19 protein-coding genes are annotated in these 17,100 nt (G+C 66.3%); 2 read left to right on the top strand and 17 right to left on the bottom strand.

The window, feature by feature from the left end:
• Window positions 1-83 precede the first annotated feature (83 nt).
• The gene (locus tag KHC28_RS02510; protein WP_214006750.1) at window positions 84-752 is read left to right on the top strand and encodes a TetR/AcrR family transcriptional regulator; all 669 of its coding nucleotides are present in this window, start codon (window positions 84-86) and stop codon (window positions 750-752) included.
• A 146-nt stretch (window positions 753-898) separates the two neighbouring features.
• Here the strand turns inward: KHC28_RS02510 and KHC28_RS02505 are convergent, their stop codons facing one another.
• The 11 genes from KHC28_RS02505 to KHC28_RS02455 form a co-directional block, all read right to left on the bottom strand.
• Window positions 899-2,107 (bottom strand): radical SAM protein, encoded by a 1,209-nt coding sequence (locus tag KHC28_RS02505; RefSeq protein WP_214006749.1) that lies wholly within the window; start codon window positions 2,105-2,107, stop codon window positions 899-901.
• A 16-nt stretch (window positions 2,108-2,123) separates the two neighbouring features.
• The gene (locus KHC28_RS02500) at window positions 2,124-3,506 is read right to left on the bottom strand and encodes a glycosyltransferase (RefSeq protein ID WP_214006748.1); all 1,383 of its coding nucleotides are present in this window, start codon (window positions 3,504-3,506) and stop codon (window positions 2,124-2,126) included.
• 712 nt (window positions 3,507-4,218) lie between these two features.
• Window positions 4,219-5,340, bottom strand: coding sequence for an FAD-dependent oxidoreductase (locus KHC28_RS02495; RefSeq protein WP_214006747.1), 1,122 nt, complete (start codon window positions 5,338-5,340; stop codon window positions 4,219-4,221).
• Complete coding sequence (locus tag KHC28_RS02490; protein WP_214006746.1) at window positions 5,340-6,050, bottom strand: metal-dependent hydrolase; 711 nt, start codon at window positions 6,048-6,050, stop codon at window positions 5,340-5,342. The genes KHC28_RS02495 and KHC28_RS02490 overlap by 1 nt, the downstream gene beginning before the upstream one ends.
• 35 nt (window positions 6,051-6,085) lie before the next feature.
• The gene (locus tag KHC28_RS02485) at window positions 6,086-6,877 is read right to left on the bottom strand and encodes an amino acid ABC transporter ATP-binding protein (protein ID WP_214006745.1); all 792 of its coding nucleotides are present in this window, start codon (window positions 6,875-6,877) and stop codon (window positions 6,086-6,088) included.
• Window positions 6,874-7,539, bottom strand: a complete 666-nt coding sequence (locus KHC28_RS02480; RefSeq protein ID WP_214006744.1) for an amino acid ABC transporter permease — start codon at window positions 7,537-7,539, stop codon at window positions 6,874-6,876. Before KHC28_RS02480 ends, KHC28_RS02485 begins: the two co-directional genes overlap by 4 nt.
• 12 nt (window positions 7,540-7,551) lie before the next feature.
• Complete coding sequence (locus tag KHC28_RS02475; RefSeq protein WP_214006743.1) at window positions 7,552-8,232, bottom strand: amino acid ABC transporter permease; 681 nt, start codon at window positions 8,230-8,232, stop codon at window positions 7,552-7,554.
• A 116-nt stretch (window positions 8,233-8,348) separates the two neighbouring features.
• Window positions 8,349-9,215, bottom strand: coding sequence for a transporter substrate-binding domain-containing protein (locus tag KHC28_RS02470; RefSeq protein ID WP_214006742.1), 867 nt, complete (start codon window positions 9,213-9,215; stop codon window positions 8,349-8,351).
• 36 nt (window positions 9,216-9,251) lie between these two features.
• Window positions 9,252-10,052, bottom strand: coding sequence for an alpha/beta fold hydrolase (locus KHC28_RS02465; RefSeq protein WP_214006741.1), 801 nt, complete (start codon window positions 10,050-10,052; stop codon window positions 9,252-9,254).
• Complete coding sequence (locus KHC28_RS02460) at window positions 10,049-10,897, bottom strand: alpha/beta fold hydrolase (RefSeq protein ID WP_214006740.1); 849 nt, start codon at window positions 10,895-10,897, stop codon at window positions 10,049-10,051. Before KHC28_RS02460 ends, KHC28_RS02465 begins: the two co-directional genes overlap by 4 nt.
• Window position 10,898: 1 nt before the next feature.
• Window positions 10,899-11,486, bottom strand: a complete 588-nt coding sequence (locus tag KHC28_RS02455) for an amino acid synthesis family protein (protein WP_214006739.1) — start codon at window positions 11,484-11,486, stop codon at window positions 10,899-10,901.
• Window positions 11,487-11,593: 107 nt separating this feature from the next.
• Between KHC28_RS02455 and KHC28_RS02450 the strand changes: the two genes are divergently transcribed.
• Entirely contained in the window at window positions 11,594-12,283 is a 690-nt protein-coding gene (locus tag KHC28_RS02450; protein ID WP_214006738.1) for a GntR family transcriptional regulator, read from the top strand.
• Between the two features lie 91 nt (window positions 12,284-12,374).
• Here the strand turns inward: KHC28_RS02450 and KHC28_RS02445 are convergent, their stop codons facing one another.
• The 6 genes from KHC28_RS02445 to KHC28_RS02420 are packed head-to-tail and all read right to left on the bottom strand — an operon-like array spanning window position 12,375 to window position 16,957.
• Window positions 12,375-12,731: a DUF202 domain-containing protein gene (locus tag KHC28_RS02445; protein ID WP_214006737.1), complete on the bottom strand. Its 357-nt coding sequence runs from the start codon at window positions 12,729-12,731 to the stop codon at window positions 12,375-12,377.
• Between the two features lie 9 nt (window positions 12,732-12,740).
• Window positions 12,741-13,142 (bottom strand): YidH family protein, encoded by a 402-nt coding sequence (locus KHC28_RS02440; RefSeq protein WP_312893054.1) that lies wholly within the window; start codon window positions 13,140-13,142, stop codon window positions 12,741-12,743.
• Window positions 13,139-14,596, bottom strand: a complete 1,458-nt coding sequence (locus KHC28_RS02435) for an MmgE/PrpD family protein (protein ID WP_214006736.1) — start codon at window positions 14,594-14,596, stop codon at window positions 13,139-13,141. The genes KHC28_RS02440 and KHC28_RS02435 overlap by 4 nt, the downstream gene beginning before the upstream one ends.
• Before the next feature lie 30 nt (window positions 14,597-14,626).
• Window positions 14,627-15,301, bottom strand: a complete 675-nt coding sequence (locus KHC28_RS02430; protein ID WP_214006735.1) for an amino acid ABC transporter permease — start codon at window positions 15,299-15,301, stop codon at window positions 14,627-14,629.
• The gene (locus KHC28_RS02425) at window positions 15,298-16,110 is read right to left on the bottom strand and encodes an amino acid ABC transporter ATP-binding protein (protein WP_246564161.1); all 813 of its coding nucleotides are present in this window, start codon (window positions 16,108-16,110) and stop codon (window positions 15,298-15,300) included. The genes KHC28_RS02430 and KHC28_RS02425 overlap by 4 nt, the downstream gene beginning before the upstream one ends.
• A 37-nt stretch (window positions 16,111-16,147) precedes the next feature.
• Window positions 16,148-16,957, bottom strand: coding sequence for a transporter substrate-binding domain-containing protein (locus KHC28_RS02420; protein ID WP_214006734.1), 810 nt, complete (start codon window positions 16,955-16,957; stop codon window positions 16,148-16,150).
• Window positions 16,958-17,100 lie beyond the last annotated feature (143 nt).

The raw sequence follows: 17,100 nt of genomic DNA, 5'->3' as shown, positions 1-17,100 counted from the left end.
TTACATATCAAACTAAACCGTTTAGTCAATAGGCTTGACACGGAAGCCTGTGGCGTCCTCTGTCAGCAAGGCCGGAGGCAAGCATGAACGAGATCGTCACGGAGAAGCCCAACGGGCGCGCCAACCCGCGCACGGATCAGGAATCGTCGAAGCGCCGCGAGATCATCGACGGCGCCCGGCGGGTCTTTTTCGAGAAGGGCTATGATGGGGCGACCATGGACGAGGTCGCCAAGGCGGCCGGCGTCTCCAAGGCGACGATCTACGTCTATTTCGGCGGGAAGGAAGACCTGTTCGAAGCCCTGGTCCTCAACGACCGGGCCCGCTCGGCCGAACACCTGTTCGTGGTCGATCCCTCGGTTGACGACGTTGCCGGGCTGCTGCGCCGCATCGGCATCTCCTTCATGACCATGATGGTGCACCCCGACCATATTCGGCTGATCCGCATGGTGATCGGCGCCGCCGAGAAGCTGCCGCATATCGGCCAGATCTTCTTCGAGGCGGGCCCCTGCCATGGCGGGCGTCGACTTGCCGACATTCTGCGCCAGCAGGCCACTCTCGGCCGGCTGGAACTCGACGATGAAGTGGCGGCAGCGCACATGTTCCTCAACATGTGCCAAGGCAAGCAGGTCAAGGCGCTCTTGTTCGGCGAACTCACCCAGCCGGCTCCGGCGCAGATCGAGACGATGGTGGATATGGCCGTGCGGGTGTTCCTCGCTGCCTACGGCACGAAGCCGCCGACCGGTCAGGCCTGATCTCGTCTCCGGGGAACCGGAACGTTCGGGCTGGCGTTTTCGCATGGTTTCCCTCGCCGCGAGCAGCGACAGACGATGACGACCTGCCGCTTGAGCGCGGCGGACGACCTCGATCCAGGATCGCTCTTGGTGAACCGCGATGGCGTCTAGTTGCCTGCCAGCCGGGAGGTCCACCTCCCTTGCGACAAGCTCAAGAGAATTCGGCGCCCTGCGGACACTCCTGTCGGGGTCGGCGAACGCTCCGGCAGGCTGTAGGCCGCGGGTGTGGTGGTCGCGCTGACGCGACGCACGCTGTGACTGATGCCGCAGAAGCGATTGCATTGGCGCATCTGCTCGCGCACGTCATCCGTTTCTCTCCAGAAGCGCGCGAGATCGCCGCTCTGCTCGAGTTTGACGCCCCGGAACTCGGTGGAGAAGCACAGCCGGGCGACGCCGTAGTGATCCACCATGATATTGCGTTCGTACGTATTGCAGATGTGATCCCGGGTACGCGTATCGGCGCCCCAGCCTCGCACGAGATCGTTCGCCCCCTGAAGCGATTCCACATACATGCGCACATTGCCGATCCAGGCCTCGGTCAGGCCGAGACCAAAGCGTGCATCGCAGCGGCGGATGGCGGAGACGAGTTCGTTCGGCTCCATCCGATGACGCTCGGCGAAAAAATGATCCACTTCCGTATCCCCGAAGCTCGGCTGCAGAAAATTCAGCTTGAGCTTGTCGGCGCCGACGTCGTTCAGTACGAAATCGTAGAAATCTTCCAGCTCTCTGTAGTTGTCGTTGAATATCAGGCCCATCACGTAGATGCGGGTCTTTGGCGCGTCCATTCCGGCGGCGGCCTGTCGAGCACGCGCGTCCAGCAGGAGACGGAGCGCCTGTACCGCCTTGTCGAAGGAGCCTCTCACCCCGCGCGTCTCATCGTGCAACGACGGACGGTGACTGTTGAGGGAAACCGATATCTCATGCGGCCCTTCTCGTAGCAGCCGGTCTGCCATCTCCGCGTTGCGCACACGGGTGCCATTGATGACGGACACGCAGGTGAGCCCGAGACTCCGACATTCCTTCGAGATGCCGAAATAGTCTTCGAGATCGAGCATGCTCTCCCCGCCGCAGATCACCACGGCGCCACGCGGGTTCAACGCATGAAACTCGCCCATCAGCCGTTGCTTGCCGGCGGCGTCCAGATAATTGGCGCGATCGGTGTCCTTCTCGTGCCAGAAGGAGCAATGCAGGCAACGCAGGTTGCAGCGCTTGTTCACCTGCAGGAAGAGGAAGCGGGGAACGCCGGGCGGCGCGTCGGGAACAAGCGCCACGTCTTCCAGTGGAAGCAGGCGCCGGATCGCATCGAGAATTCCCATGGTCCCCCTCCAGCCGTTAACGGACGACATCCTCGATTGTCTTGGCGGCATAAGATGATCTCGATCCGACGAGCCGCCGTATTTGCTCGGCGAACCGGTGCAAGACTCCGTGGTTTTCGTGCCTTGCGACCGACGACTTCTGCTCCGTCGACAATGCGGATGGAATCGCGGGGTCGGACACATCTGGATGTGCCGACGCCACCGTCAGCGCCATCGGCTCCGAGGCTTCCGGCTGCGCCGGCAGCTCCGGGAGGGACGCAAGCTCGGTCGACACGTAAGGCACTGAATCGGTGGGCGTACCGGACGGCTCGGACAGGGCCGACAGCACGGGCTCGGGCTTCGCTTCCACGATCAACTCGTGCCGCCGCATCCAGGCGCTGAGGGTATCTTGCCCCATCGCGGCTGTGAGCGCCTCGCCATATTGAAGGATCGCCGCAGGCAGAAAATTCGGATCGCCGCCCTCCCCCAACGTGCGACCGAGGCTCTCGACGGCTTCGACATAGCTGGCGGCATGCCAGAACCGCGGCACGATGCGCTCGGCCTCGGACAGGAAATGGGCGATCAGCAGCCGCAAGGCTTGCTGCGAACATTCACTGCCGGCGCGCATCACCCGCACATTGTCGAGCTGCGACCGTACGGTGGCGAGATTGTCGCCGTGCAGTCGATAGACCGCAAGCGGCCGATCGATAAGCAGGCTGCCCGAAATGCAATTGGTTCCGGCACAGAACAGCACGTCGGTGGTCATGCGCAAATGGTCCAGCCCGGCCATGCCGACGAGCACCTCCAGCGCATCGCGCCGGTAGACGTTACCGGACGTCGGCGACCAGCACCAGCGGCTGTGGGACGGCGGAACATAGGCGACGTGCCGCAGCACGTCGTCACCCGGCAGGCCAAGGGGCCACAGGCCTCCGGTCACGTCGACCGGACGGAACCACTCCGCTCCCGCCGACCCGTGCGCGGCGAAATAGCCATTGAGTGCCTCACCGGTCGCCACCACCGCACGACCGTCCAGCGCCTGGAACATGTCGCACGAGGTCAATGCCACGTGGCGGCGCGACGACATGTGGACATAGACATGCGTTGCTGCGTAGTCCGGCAAGATCAGGTCATCCGCGTCGAGAAAGGCGACATAGGCGCCGCGCGCCGCCTCCCAACCAGCCATGCTCGCCAAGCTCTGGCCGACATTGTGCCGGAGCGCCACCAGCCGTAACGCGGGATCCTCCGCAATGAGGCGCGTGATCACCTGAATGCTGTCGTCGGTCGAGGCGTCATCGACAAGGATGCACTCGATCTCCGGATAGCTCTGCGCCCGGATCGCGTTCACCAACTCCGGCAGGAAGCGACCGTAATTGTGGTTGACGACGACAAAGCTGACCAGCGGCAGGCGTGGAAGCGTCACGGGAACGTCGCCCTCCAGACCATGGTTCGTTCACGCCAGGAAGTGTCGGCACACATCGAGCCCCACCGGAGCGGCGAGAACCCGTCGCAGCCTGTCGGCACGTAGACCGGCCCTCCCCTCGCAGTGTCCCGGCTGACCTCCACGGCATCCATGCAGCGCCTGCTCCTCAACCCGCTTCCGCAGGCTTCGATCACAACGGAATTGTATTATTGGCCATTTGCAAGAGTCAATATTATTGACATCAGCAACAATACAACAACGCAACGGAAGGATAGATTTACTCACTTAATCGAACCAAATGGAGTGTTATTTTCTTATAAATCAAGAAATTACGATGTCGATCAACGCAACGGATGAAAGTATCTTAGCTTCTTCCGTCCGCATGGAAGGGGTAAACTCCATGGAAATGCACGTCGCTACTATCCCAATCAAGCAAGGATCATGGCCGTGTCCATAGGTGACCGAGACTGATTTTATGAACCAATGCTCGAAACTCGTTCAGCCCCTCTCCATTCGAAGGACACGAGCAGATCGTCGAAGCCAACGCGGCAAGGAAACCGACCGCCATGCCGGGCGCATCAATCGGCCCGGAATGAAACGCCTCCCGCGTCGGGGGACCGCGCGCAAGGATGGCTTCGCAAGACGGATCTCGCAAAGCCATGCGGGATGGCCTCTGCCGGCATATGCGCTTGGCGATCGGATGCCCGTGTCGTCAGGGCGCGAGCCGCACCCGGTCAGCGACCCGTACGCGATCGTTGAGTACCGCACCGATGGCCCAGATCACGCCGCGCCGCAGCGGCGCCAGCGCCGGTGGCCAGTGGGTGGTCATGCTGTCGAGCCGCGCCGACCAGTTCTGCGTCTGATCGGAAATCCAGCGATACTCGGCCTCCCAGGCCTTTAGGCCGACCGCAACGTCGCGGTGCTGGTCCAGCGTCTTCGCCAGCGAATAGGCGTTGGTGATGGCGAGGCCCGCCCCCTGCGCCAGCGTCGGCGGCAGCGCCGTCGCCGCGTCGCCGACGATCGCGGCGCGACCGTTCGACCAGGCCTTGGCCTTCGCCAGCGGATAGGCATGGCGCACCAGCGCGGTGTCGTCGGGGATGCGGTCGAAGAAGCCGCCCAGCGCCGGGAAGGCCTGCTTCCACGACGCCTTGTCGAGCGGCAGCGCGACGCCGCGCGCATCGTCGTTCGGGCAGCTGAGATAGGCATAGGTCAGGGTCGGCGAGGACGGCGTGATGCCGATCCGGCGTCTGCCGGACCAGTATTCGCGCATCACCAGGTCCTCCTCCGCCGCGCCGCGCGGAATGAGCAGCCGCGTGGCGCCGGCGGCCCGTTCCTCGACAAAGCCGGTGAGGCCGAGACCGTCGCGCAGGCGCGAGCGGAAGCCGTTGGCCGCGACGGCGAGGTCGACGCGGCGACGCTCGCCGGCCGCCGTGACAACCGTACCGTCGGGCTGCATGTCGGTGATCATCGAATCGGTGACGATCTCGACGCCGGCGCTTCGTGCGGCCTCGGCGAGGCCGAGCACGAGATCGGCGCGCGGGAGCACGTACCATGGCTCGGCGGGATCGAAGCTGCGGTGCTGGATCAGCCGGCCCTGCGCGTCGCGCCGCTCGGTGCCGGTCAGGGTCACGCTGTTGCGCAGGATCGTGCCGGCGATGCCGTGATGCTCGAACAGCGAGACGGTGTTGCGCATCAGGTAGATGCCGGCACCGACCTCGCGGATCTCCGGGCTGCGCTCATGCACCCGCACCTTCCAGCCGCGCAGGGCAAGCGCCCAGCCGCAGGCGAGGCCGGCAATGCCGCCGCCGGCGATCTCCGCTATGCGCTCGCCCATCACCGCGCCCCTGTGAATTCGGCGCCCGCGCCATAGGCGAGCACCTGCACCTTGCTGTCGGTGCCGGCAAGGTCGCGCACCAGCTCGTCGGCAGAGGCGGCGAGCAGCGGGAAGGTCGCGTAATGCGCGGGGATCACCGTATCGAAATGGAAGAACCGCTTGCAGGCGATGGCGGCCTGCCTGGCATCCATGGTGAAGCGGTCGCCGATCGGCACGATGCCGATCTCCGGGCGGTACAGTTCGTCGATCAGCGCCATGTCGCCGAACAGGCCGGTATCGCCCATATGATAGAGCGTCGGCTCGTTCTCGGCGCGGATCACCAGCCCCATTGCCGGGCCGAGATAGATCATCTTGCCGGCGACGATCATCGAGGAGGAATGCGTCGCATCGGTGAACGACACCTTGAACGCCCCGCAATCGATGGTGCCGCCGATATTGCCGGGATTGATCCTCGCCACGCCCTGAAGCGCCAGCCAGCCGCACACTTCCGGCGAGCTGACCAGCTCGGCGCCGGTCGCGGCGCAGATCTCGACAGTGTCGCCGACATGGTCCTCATGGCCGTGAGTGAGCAGGACATGGGTGGTGCCGGCGATCATCTCGTCGAAATTGCCGGCATAGGCCGGATGATACTTCAGGAACGGATCGATCAGCAGCACGGCGCCGGGGATCTCGACGCGGAAGGCGGAATGGCCGAACCAGGTAATCTTCATCTGCGTGTTCCAACTGTGAGGGGTAGGCCGCGGCGTCAGTCGAGATGCGGGAGGCGGAATTCGCTGTGGCCGAGCATGAACTGGCGGGTGCGCTCGCCCTTTGGGTGCAGCATGACCTCGTGCGGCGGCGCCTGCTCGTAGATGCGCCCCTCGCTGAGGAACACCACCTCGTCGGCGATGTGGTAGGCGAAGCCGAGTTCATGGGTGACGATGAGCATGGTCATGCCGTCCTCGCGCAGCGCCTTCATGGTGCGCAGCACCTCGCCGACGAGCTCCGGGTCGAGCGCGGAGGTCGCCTCGTCGAACAGCATAACGTCCGGGTCCATGGCGAGCGCCCGGCAGATGGCGACGCGCTGCTGCTGGCCGCCGGACAGGTGCGAGGGATAGGCACCGCCGCGTCCTGCGAGGCCGACCCGGGCGAGTAATGCCTCGGCTCGCGCCGCCGCCTCCTCGCGGCTGCGCCCGAGCACGGCGCGCTGGCCTTCCATGATGTTCTCCAGCGCCGTCATGTGCGGGAACAGGTTGAACTGCTGGAAGACGATGCCGATGTGGGCGCGCAGCGCCCTCAGCTCGCGGTCGGAATAGCTGCGCTCGCCGCCGGTCCCCTTGGGCGTGCCAACCGGCTTGCCGTTGAAGGCGACGGTGCCGGCGGTCGGCGTCTCCAGGAAGTTCACGCAGCGCAGCAGCGTGCTCTTGCCCGAGCCGCTGGCGCCGAGCAGCACCACCGTCTTGCCCTTCGGTATCACGAGGTCGATGCCCTTCAGCACCTCATGCGCGCCGAAGCTTTTCCGCAAGCCCGAGATTTCGATGACATTGTCGGTGGTCACGGAGCGCTCCTGCGTAGACGGGCTTCGAGGCGGCGGAGGAGATAGGAGGCCGGGATCACCAGGGCGATGAAGATCACCGCCACCAGGGTGAACACCTCGACCGGGTTGAAGTAGCTGTTGGAGATCTGCTGCGCCGAATAGACCAGCTCGGGATAGGCGATGACCGAGGCGAGCGAGGTCAGCTTGAACAGCTCGATCCAGCGATTGGTGAAGGCCGGGATCATGTGGCGGACCGCTTGCGGCAGCACGATGCGGAACATGACGCGGGTCCGGCTCATGCCGAGCGCGTTGGCCGCCTCCCACTGGCCTTTCGGCACCGCCTGCATGCCGGCGCGGAAAATCTCCGCCGAGAAGGCGCCGGAGTTCAGCGACAGGCCGAGCGCGGCGGCGGTGAAGGCGCTGATCTCGAACTGCACGAGGATCGGCAGCGCGAAGAAGAACCACAGGATCTGCACCAGCACCGGCGTGTTGCGGAACACCTCGACATAGGCGATGGCGAGGGCGTGCAGCACGCGGCCGCCGGCATAGCGCATCACGCCAAAGACCAGCCCGAGCAACAGGCTCGCCACCAGACAGACGACGGCAAGCTCCAGCGTGTGCACGAGCCCGCGCGCGAGCGCCGGCAGGCTGATCGCGAGGCTGGGCGAGAGGAAGGCATCCATCGCGTCGCCTCCTCAGCGTGCGGTGAATTCGCCGCTGCGGGCGAGCCGGTGCTCAACCAGCCGGGTGAGCTGGCTGCACAACAGGATGACGAGGAAGAACATCACCGCGATCGCGGAGAAAATCTCCAGCGTCCGGTAGGTGCGGTAGGAGATGTCCTGCGCGACGAACAGCAGGTCGCCGAACGACACTGTCGCGGCGATGGTCGAGGTCTTGAGCAGCTCGATATAGCGCTCCAGGAACACCGGCAGCATGCGCCGGATCGCCTGGGGCAGGATGATGGTGCGCAGCATGCGGGGATAGCTGAGCCCGATGCCGCGCGCGGCGTCCCACTGTCCTTTGCCGATCGAGGCGATGCCGCCGCGAAACACTTCCGAGAGGAAGGCGCTCGACAGGATCGACAGCGCGATGGCGGCTGCCTCGAAGCCGCCGAGCCGGAGGCCGGTGAGGCGGGGTAGTGCGAAATACAGCCAGTAGAGCTGCACCAGCGCCGGCGCGGCGCGGAACACCTCCACATAGACGGTCGCCGGCCACACCAGCCAGCGCCGCGACGACAGGCGCATCAGCGCGACGGCGAGACCGAGCGGCGTGCCGATGAGGATGGCGATCAGCGTCAGCAGCAGCGTATTGCCGAGGCCCCAGAGCAGCAGCCCGGCATTGTCGCCGATGACGGAGAAGTCCCATTGATAGTGCATTGCCTATCCTTGATCGCCTCCCGGCGTCGCGGTCGAAGAGCGGACGATCCGCCCGGCGGCACGGGTGCGGCCAGGCGGCGGGACGGCGCGTGTCGACCGTCCCGCTCTCCTGCGCGCTATTTCACGCCGGTCCAGGCCTCGCGCTGGATGCCGGGCACGGCGCTCGGATCCATGCCGCGGCTCTTCAGGAACGCTTCGTACCATTCCTGGGTCTTGCCGGTGTTGTAGAAATAGCCGTCGGCCACCGCGAGGAAGTCGCGGAAGGTCTTGTCCGGCTCGCGCCGGATGGCGACGTCGGACGAGTCGATATGGAACGGCGTGGGGATGGTGATGGTGCCCTTGCCGACCCGGCCATGCATCACCGCCAGCGTCGGGTGATAGAGCAGCACCGCGTCGGCATTGCCGTTCTGGAAGGCGGTGAGCTGCTCGGCATAGGAGGGGAAGCGTAGCACCTTCGCCTTCGACAGATAGGTGGTAACGAACTGGTCTTCCGAGGCGCCATGCGGCACGGCGATGGTCAGGGCAGGATCGTTGGCCTGGTCCCAGGTCTTGATGTTCAGCCCGTCGCGCTGCAGCAGCGCGAGACCGGAATAGGCGAGCGGCGCATTGCCGTAATCGACGGTGAGCGCCCGCTTGGGGGTGATGTTCAAGAGCGGCATCAGATCGATCTTGCTCGACTGCAGCGCCGCGATGGCGGTACCCCAGGTCACCTCGACGAGCTCGAGCTTCACGCCCATCGCCTCGGCGAGCGCGGCGGCATAGGAGGGGCCGATGCCGGTCCACTGGCCGGTGGCGGGATCCTTGAAGAACCACGGCTCCGCCTGGGCGACGCCGACCTTGATCACCTTGTCGGACTGAATCTTGTCCCATGTGCTGGCCTGCGCCGAGGCGCGATCGGCGGTGCCGGCGAGACCGGCGGCGACACCGAGGGCCAGGGCGGCGTATTTCAATCGACTCCAGATGCGCTGCGACAGTTCATGCATGACACGTTCCCCTTTTTTGAGTTTGCATGAGCCAGGCTATCGATAGGCGTGGGTGGTCCTCTCACGGGCGAAGCAAAGGATGGCCTCGCCGAGCAGCGCGCCGGCTTCGAGCGACACGAGGTGCCGGATGCCGGGCAGGACCGTCAGCGTGGCGTCGTTCAGCGCCTCGCCGACCTGACGCGCCATTTGCGGCGTCGCATTGGCATCGTCGCCGCCGGTGATCACGAGGACCGGAGCGGTGATCGACGCAGCCTCATCGGCGATCGCCCCGTCGACGGTGGCGAAGACCCGGTAGGCGGAAAGAAAGCTGGCAAACGGCGTGGCGAGCAGAACCGCGCGCAGCCGCGCCTCGACATCCGGCCGTTCAGCGCGGAATCCGGGCGACAGCCAGCGCTCGATCGAGGCCTCCAGCGTCGCGGCGACGCCTTCGGCCTGCGTCTCGCGGAACCGCACGCCGACGGCGGTCGACTGTTCCGGTGTCCGGCGCCCCAGCGGGGAGACGAGGACCAGCCCCTCGACCCGTTCCGGGTGCAGGCGGACGAAACGCCGGGCGATGAAGCTGCCGAAGGCGGCGCCGACGAACACCGCCCGCTCGACGTCGGCCATGTCCAGCACGGCGGCAAGATCCTCGACATAGGCGTCGAGCGATCCCGTCTCGAAAGCGCGGTCGTCGCAGCCATGGCCGGGCAGATCGTAGCTGACCACCCTGGCATGCGGTGCCAGCGCGGCAGCCGGCTGTTCCCACACCCAGCGGGACAGCCCGACGCCGTGGATGAGCACGATGGCAGGCCCCGTGCCGCCGACGGAGATCCGCTCGGTGAGGGAGGCGCCGGTCATGGGCGGGCCTCCGCCGCGCTCACGGCCTGCCGGGATTCGGCCGCGCTCGCACGCCGCCAGAAATCCCGCAGCCGTTCGTCGATCCGCTGCGGCGAGACGAACGCCATCATGTGCCGTTCGGCCGTGAGGATCTGCGCCTCGCCATGCGGCACCTCGCGCGCCATGGCTTCCGACATGGCCGGCGTCGAATTGGGGTCGAGCTCTCCGGTCATGAACAGCGCCGGCATGGTGATGCCGGCCATCCTGCCGACGAGCGCGCGGTCGGAACGGGCGAACAGCGCGTAGCTGCGTCCATATCCGGCGGGATCGATGGTGGCGAGGTGGCGCCGGACCGCCTTCTCGGCGTCCGCCAGCTCCCCAGGCACCGGCGAGCCGAACCAGCGCCCGATGGCGACCTCGAAACTGTCGCCGAGCCCAAGCGCCGTGATGTCGTCGGCCCGGCGGATGACCGCTTCCGACTGCGCCGGGCTGCGGCACCAGACCGCGTTGAGCGCCACGAGGCTGCGCACCCGCGCCGGATGCGTGGCGGCAAAGGCCATGGAGACGAGGGCGCCCATAGAGTGCCCCACCAGATGCGCGCGCTCGATGCCGAGATGATCGAGCAGCGCCTCGATCTGGCGGATGTAGAGATCGAGCGTGTCCGCCGGCCCGGCAGTGCCGGCGGAGGCGCCGTGATTGAGCATGTCGAGGGCGATCACGTCGTAGGTAGCGGCGAAATCGGTGAATTGCGGCGCCCAGATCTCGGCATTGAGCCCGACGCCATGGACGAGGACGAGCGGCTCGCCCTGTCCGTGGCGCAGATAGGCGGTGCCGTCGGGCGTGTGGTGGCGCAGGAGCGGCTTCACGTCAGAGCTCCAGCGGCCCGAGTTCCTTCAGATCCTGATAGCGGTCGCCGATCCGATGGTGCGGCCGGCCGCCGATCGAGGCGCCGAGGGCGACGACGATCTCGTCGGCGGCCGGCGCATCGGGGATCGAGAAATTCACGGTCAGGTAATGCGAGCGCATGCCCTCGTCGAGCTTGTGCATCAGCGGGATCACGATGGCGGCGCCGGCGCCGGCGCGGACATTGGTGAAGCTGAGATAGGACTTTGCGCCCACCGCCTTGCGGTAGTGGTTGCCGAAGCGAAGCGTATGGATGAGCGCGGAGGCGTGCTCGACCTCGCCGGCGAGGCCGACGATGGCGGCCTTGCCATAGCCTTCGACCGCCTCTCCGCCGCCGGCGAGGTCGCAGACGGCCTCGGTCAGCAGCGCGCCGAGCTCGCCGGCAATGGCATGGATCTCCGGGCGCAGATCCTCGACGAAGCCGCGGCCGGCCCAGGGATTCTTCAGCACCGCCGCGGCGCCGATCAGCTTGAACGGCGAGCCGACAGCCTTGCCTCCCTCGATCCGCGTGTCCTCGACATAAGTCACGAGCTTTCGCAGGGCGGCCACCATCGTCTTCCTCTCGGCGTTGATAGGATGATATCATGGTATACCATAATATCAGATGTCAACGTTGACTCGCGGCAGCGAAGCGCGGAATGAGTGAGGCAGGGGGAAACATGGCCGACACGCTGAACCTGAAGGTCGATCGAACGACCAAGACCTTGCGCCAGCTCTCGCTGGAGAAAATGCGCGACGGCATTCTCAGCTTCCATTTCAAGCCGGGGGAACGCCTCGTCGAACGCACGCTCGTCGAGGTTCTCGGCGTCAGCCGCACCGTGGTGCGGGAGGTCATCCGCCATCTGGAATCGGAGGGGCTGGTCGAGATCGTTCCCCATCACGGCCCGATCGTCGCCCGTGCCGAGCCGGAGAAGGTGGCGCAGATCTATGAATTGCGGGCGCTTCTGGAGGCGATGGCGGCACGCGATGCGGCGCTCCGGGCCACACCGGCCGATATTGTCCAGCTCGACGCGTGCCTCGAGACGATCCGCGTCGGCTATGACGAAGCCAACATCAACAAGGTGCTGGAAGCCACCTCGCGCTTCTACGAGGTGCTGTTCCTTGCTGCCGGAAAGAGCATCGCCTGGGACATGCTGCGGGCACTGACCGCGCGGATCAACCATTTGCGGGCGATCACGGTGAGCAGCAAGGGCCGTTCGGTGGACGGCCCGAATGAGATGCGCCGCATCGTCGAGGCGATCCGCGCCCAGGACGGCGAGGCCGCCTATTCGGCCTCGCAGGCGCATGTCGAGCGTGCCGCAGCGCTGGCGCTATCCTATGTCAGCGACACGGACGGAACGAAGAAATAGCGCTCCGTCGAGCCGCCGCCCCAAGCGGGACCATCGGAAACCAACCCCGACAGGCCTTCCGGTGGCAGATGCGCAGTACACCTTTGGCCGTTCAATGATGGAACAGCCGACCGAGAACGATGGCCGATTCCACCGTTGCGATGACAATCACGAGCAGGCTCGTACAGTGAGGTGCTTGCCGGAGCTCCCGCACCGCATAAGCGCCGCGTTCGGTCGGATAATGTCCCCTTTGACGACCAATAAAGAAGAGAAAGCCGGCGAGGACGCCAAGTAGCGCGGCCGAAACCAGGTGAAGCGCGCTTTCCGTGGCTACCGCCCTGCGCGCCTCCACGGCCGCGAGCAACATGGCGAGAACGCCGGAACGCAGCCAGGCAAGTCCGGTGCGCTCGAACTGAAGCCCGCGATCTTTCCTGTGCGCGGCCGCCCTTGCCGGATTATCGCTCTCCATCGTGCGCCGTCACCCGCTGATGACGAAGCCGGCCAGCACGACGGCGATCAGGGTGACGACCAGCGCCATTAGCGGCAGCAGCAGGCTTCGCGGCAGATCCTCGTCGTGGCGCATTGCCCGTTCGGCCCCCGCCCAGCGCCGATAGGCCAGCCCGCCGAGCAGGCCACCCACGGCGAGCAGGCACAGAGACAGCGCGAGGCGCAGAGGCGGCGTCGCCAGATGCGAGGCGAACTGGTCGATGCCGATGGCGCCGGCGATCAGGGCCAGCGCGGTGCGGATCCAGGCCAGGAACGTCCGTTCATTGGCGAGCGAGAAGCGGTAGTCCGGCCGCGTACCGGCGTGCCACCATTTCGTCGACGCGCCCCGACGGGACGTGCGAGCATCAGCCAGCTCCGGCGCCAACGGTTTCACGCGAACCAACGATCGGACAGGGCGGCGACATCGGTGCAGCGGTCGAGGTCGAGGATGGACGCAAGGATACCGGCCGCATCGGCCCCGACGCTCTCCATGTTAGCGGTCGCCTTGCCGATCACGACGTCGTCGTCGACCGGGCGCAGCGCGCCGCCCAGCGGTGCCTCGACATGGCTGGAGAACTCCCGGCCGTCCCGCGTCACCACCGTCGCGGCCGCCGAAGGCCGGCGCCGGCGCCCGCTCATCAGCTGGTCCATCGCCGGATCGACGACGACCTCCAGCCGGTCGGCCACGCCGTGCAGGACCGGGTCGGCAAGGGCCTCGCCGGTGAACCAGCCGGCCCCGGCGGGACGGCCCGTCGCGATGGCGCCGATGATGAAGGGCAGGCTGAACTGGGCGTCGATCGGGTTGACCGGGCGACGCTCCATCAACTTGTCCGCCACCACGCCGAAGCTGGCGATGCGGATCATGGCAATCTCTGACGCCGTCACGCCGGCATCCTGGTAAGCGGTCTCGAACGCTTCGATCGCCGGCGCCAGCCACCGGCAGGCCGGATAGGTCTTGAAGCTGCCCTTGCTGGCCAGCCATTGCTCGCCGAGATCGCCGGTGACGATGGAGGCGTCGAACCGGTCCGATCCGATCATCCGCCAGTAGCCCTGCGGCCCGTCGAGAACGTCGGCGCTGCCGACGAAGCCTTCCTCGCCCATCACCGCCGCCTGCACGCCGGCCTGCGCCGCCGGCGCGACACCGTCCTTCAGCGAGATGATCGGGCGCGTCTGCCAATTGTATTTGTGCAGGCTCGGCAGCGGGGTGAGCGCGCCCGCCAGCCCGAGCGCGTTTCGCAGCGCCGTTTCGTCGAAGCCGGACAGCTTGCCGAACGCCACCGCCGCACCGATCGCCTGATGCTGGCCGATGCCATAGACCAACCGGAAGCGCTGCGCGCTCGGCTGCATGGCGAGGATCAGGCGATTATTGATCTCATAGGCCGCGGCGAGCGCGGCGAGGAAGTCGCGGCCGGACACCGGGCGGTCGCCTAGGGCGGCAAGTGCCGCCGGCACGAGGCTCGCGCTGGGGTGCCCGAGGCCCTTGCCGTTCACCTCGACGCCGTCGTCATAGTCGAGCGCGTTGGCGATGACACTATTGGCGAAGGCCGCGGCGATGGGGGTGAAGCCCTCCGCCGTACCGAAGACGCGGCACGCGCCCCCTGGCCCCATGCGGCGGGCCACCGCCCGGGCACTGCGGGCGATGTCGAGATCGGATCCCGCCAGCGCGCAGCCGATGGTGTCGAGGAGATGCAGCTTGACGCGGTGGAGTACCGGCGCGGGAATGGCCTCGTAGCGGAGCTGCGCGGCGAACGCCGCGACGCGCCCGGTTATGTCGCCCCCCTCCCGGCCGGAATTGGCCGACAGGTCGACATCGGCATCACGCGGTGCCGACTGCTTTGCCATGGTCATGTCGGATATCCGAACTCGAACCGCACCGGCTCAGCGGCGGAAATATTTGAGGAAGACGCGCCGTTCGATCGCGCCGGCGGTCAGCGTCAGCGGCAAGATCACCACGACGAAGAAGGCCGCGACGAGCGTGAGCACCTCCAGCGGGCGGAAGGTGGCGATCGACAGCCGCTGTCCCTCATAGAGGATCTCGCCGACCGCGATGTAGCTGCCCAGCACCGAGTTCTTGATCGCCATGACGCATTGGCTGGTGAAGGGCGGCAGCACGCGCAGGAAGGCGAGCGGACCGGTGACGCGCAGCATCACCGTCGCCGGGCGCATACCGACCGACATCCCCGCTTCGATCAGGCCACGATCCACCGCCTGCACGCCGGCGCGGAAGATCTCGGCATAGAACACGCCGGAATACAGCGCGATGGCGAAGACGCAGGTCCAGAACGCCGGCAGGGCGAGCCCGGTCAGGATCGGCAGGCAGTAATAGCACCACACCACCAGCACCAGCGGCGGCACCGAGCGCACCACCTCGATGATGGCGGTGGCCGGATAGCGCAGCAGCCGGCGCTCGGCCATGCGGAACGGCGCCAGCACGAGGCCCACCGCAATGCCCAGCACTACCGACAGCACCACCAGCTGAAGCGTCACCAGTGCCGCGCTGCCGAGCAGACCGCGATACTGGAGGAGGATCGAGAAGTCCCATTCGTAGTTCACGCCGGACCTCCGGTCTTTTCCTGCCGGTGATGGGCGAAGAACTGTCGCGCGCGTGGATTTTCCGACCGACTCATCACGAAATCGGGCGTCCCGCGCTCGACGATGTCGCCGCCTTCCAGCAGCACCACCTCGTCGCAGGCATTGCGGGCGAAGCTCATCTCATGGGTAACCACCACCATGGTGGTCCCGCTTTTCGCGAGGTCCAGCATGACCTGCAGCACCTCGCCGACCAGTTCGGGGTCGAGTGCCGAGGTCGGTTCGTCGAACAGCATGATCTTCGGCCGCATGGCGAGCGCGCGGGCGATCGCCACACGCTGCTGCTGGCCGCCGGACAGGCGGATCGGGTAGCTGCCGGCCTTGTCGCGCAGCCCGACCCGTTCGAGCAGGTCGAGCCCGCGCGCCTCGGCCTCGTCCCGCGCCATGCCCAGCACCTGGATCGGACCCTCGACCACATTGCCGAGCACCGTGCGGTGCGGCCACAGGTTGAAGTGCTGGAACACCATCGACATGGCGGCGCGCTGGCGGGCGAGCTGCGCCGCCGGCAGTGGCCGGCGACGTCCGCCGGACACGGTCTCGAAGCCGATTTCCTCGCCTTCGAGCAGGATGCGGCCGGCGGTGGGGACCTCCAGCATGTTCAGGCAGCGCAGCAGCGTCGATTTTCCCGAGCCGCTGCGTCCGAGGAGGCCGACGACCTGCGACGGCTTCACCGACAGCGACACGCCCTTGAGCACCTCATGCGTGCCGAAGGACTTGCGCAGATTCTCCACGACGAGCAGCGGTGCGCTCGCGGCGGTGTCGGCAGCGGCCATCGCGGATGCCTCGTTTCCCACGCTCACGCCCCGACGCTCACTTGGAGCCGGGGACGTACTTCGCCCATATCTTGTCGAGCGTGCCGTCCGCCCGCAACGCATCCAGCTGGCCGTCGAGCCAGTCGCGCAGCTTGCGGTCCTCACTCTTGCGCAGCCCGATATTGGTCGGCTGGGCACGGACCGGGGTCGGGATGACCATGGTGCCGTTGCTGCGGGCCTTGAGGTACTGACCGATCTGCACGTCGCTGGTGACGAGGGCGTCGGCGCGGCCGCTCTGCAGCTCGAGATACATGTTGTCGCTGGACTGCACGATCGACCAATTGGTCTTCGGCATCAGCGGCTGCAAGGCGCGGGTCGCGCCGGCGCCGTCCACCGCCGCCAGACGGATCGAGGGGGTGTCGATCTTCTCCCAGCTGGCGTAGGCGTCGGCGGGCCCCTTCAGCGTCAGGATGGCGAATTTGAGCTCGCCCATCGGCTTGGTGAAGTCGATGGCCTTCTCGCGCTCCGGCGTTGCGTTATAGGCGCCGAGCAGGTCGAAGCGGTTGGACTGCAGGCCGGCGACCGCCGTGCCCCACTGGGTTTCGACATAGTCGATCTTCACGCCGATCTTGGAGAAGATCGTCTCCATGACGTCGGGCACCAGTCCACCCCAGGCGCCGGTGGCGAGGTCCTTCTCGTACCACGGCGGCGCCTGCACCGCGCCAACGCGCACCAGCTTGGCGTCGAGGATCTTCTGATATTCGTTGCTCTCCTGCGCCACCGCGCCGTGGCCCATGAGGGCGGCGGAGGCCGCCACCGCCAGAACGGCCGGCCGCAGCCGACGCATGAAGCTTCGCATGATCTGCATCTCTGTTCGTCCTCTGGTCTGGATCGGCCCGGTGGAACGACGCCTTCCGCCGAGCATGCCTTTTGGCTTGTGGCGCAAGGGTGGCGAGCGATATCCATTCTGTCCAATAGCGATTTTTTAGAAATCCATAGCCTAAGGAAATG

The sequence above is a fragment of the Ancylobacter sonchi genome (assembly GCF_018390695.1).
GTDB classification, from domain to species: domain Bacteria; phylum Pseudomonadota; class Alphaproteobacteria; order Rhizobiales; family Xanthobacteraceae; genus Ancylobacter; species Ancylobacter sonchi.
This window is presented reverse-complemented; position numbering and strand designations above follow the sequence as displayed.

Coding starts and splice junctions, on each gene's coding strand:
- KHC28_RS02510 (WP_214006750.1), top strand. CDS start 84: ATGAACGAGATCGTCACGGAGAAGCCCAACGGGCGCGCCAACCCGCGC.
- KHC28_RS02505 (WP_214006749.1), bottom strand. CDS start 2,107: ATGGGAATTCTCGATGCGATCCGGCGCCTGCTTCCACTGGAAGACGTG.
- KHC28_RS02495 (WP_214006747.1), bottom strand. CDS start 5,340: ATGGGCGAGCGCATAGCGGAGATCGCCGGCGGCGGCATTGCCGGCCTC.
- KHC28_RS02490 (WP_214006746.1), bottom strand. CDS start 6,050: ATGAAGATTACCTGGTTCGGCCATTCCGCCTTCCGCGTCGAGATCCCC.
- KHC28_RS02480 (WP_214006744.1), bottom strand. CDS start 7,539: ATGGATGCCTTCCTCTCGCCCAGCCTCGCGATCAGCCTGCCGGCGCTC.
- KHC28_RS02475 (WP_214006743.1), bottom strand. CDS start 8,232: ATGCACTATCAATGGGACTTCTCCGTCATCGGCGACAATGCCGGGCTG.
- KHC28_RS02470 (WP_214006742.1), bottom strand. CDS start 9,215: ATGCATGAACTGTCGCAGCGCATCTGGAGTCGATTGAAATACGCCGCC.
- KHC28_RS02465 (WP_214006741.1), bottom strand. CDS start 10,052: ATGACCGGCGCCTCCCTCACCGAGCGGATCTCCGTCGGCGGCACGGGG.
- KHC28_RS02455 (WP_214006739.1), bottom strand. CDS start 11,486: ATGGTGGCCGCCCTGCGAAAGCTCGTGACTTATGTCGAGGACACGCGG.
- KHC28_RS02450 (WP_214006738.1), top strand. CDS start 11,594: ATGGCCGACACGCTGAACCTGAAGGTCGATCGAACGACCAAGACCTTG.
- KHC28_RS02445 (WP_214006737.1), bottom strand. CDS start 12,731: ATGGAGAGCGATAATCCGGCAAGGGCGGCCGCGCACAGGAAAGATCGC.
- KHC28_RS02435 (WP_214006736.1), bottom strand. CDS start 14,596: ATGACCATGGCAAAGCAGTCGGCACCGCGTGATGCCGATGTCGACCTG.
- KHC28_RS02425 (WP_246564161.1), bottom strand. CDS start 16,110: ATGGCCGCTGCCGACACCGCCGCGAGCGCACCGCTGCTCGTCGTGGAG.
- KHC28_RS02420 (WP_214006734.1), bottom strand. CDS start 16,957: ATGCAGATCATGCGAAGCTTCATGCGTCGGCTGCGGCCGGCCGTTCTG.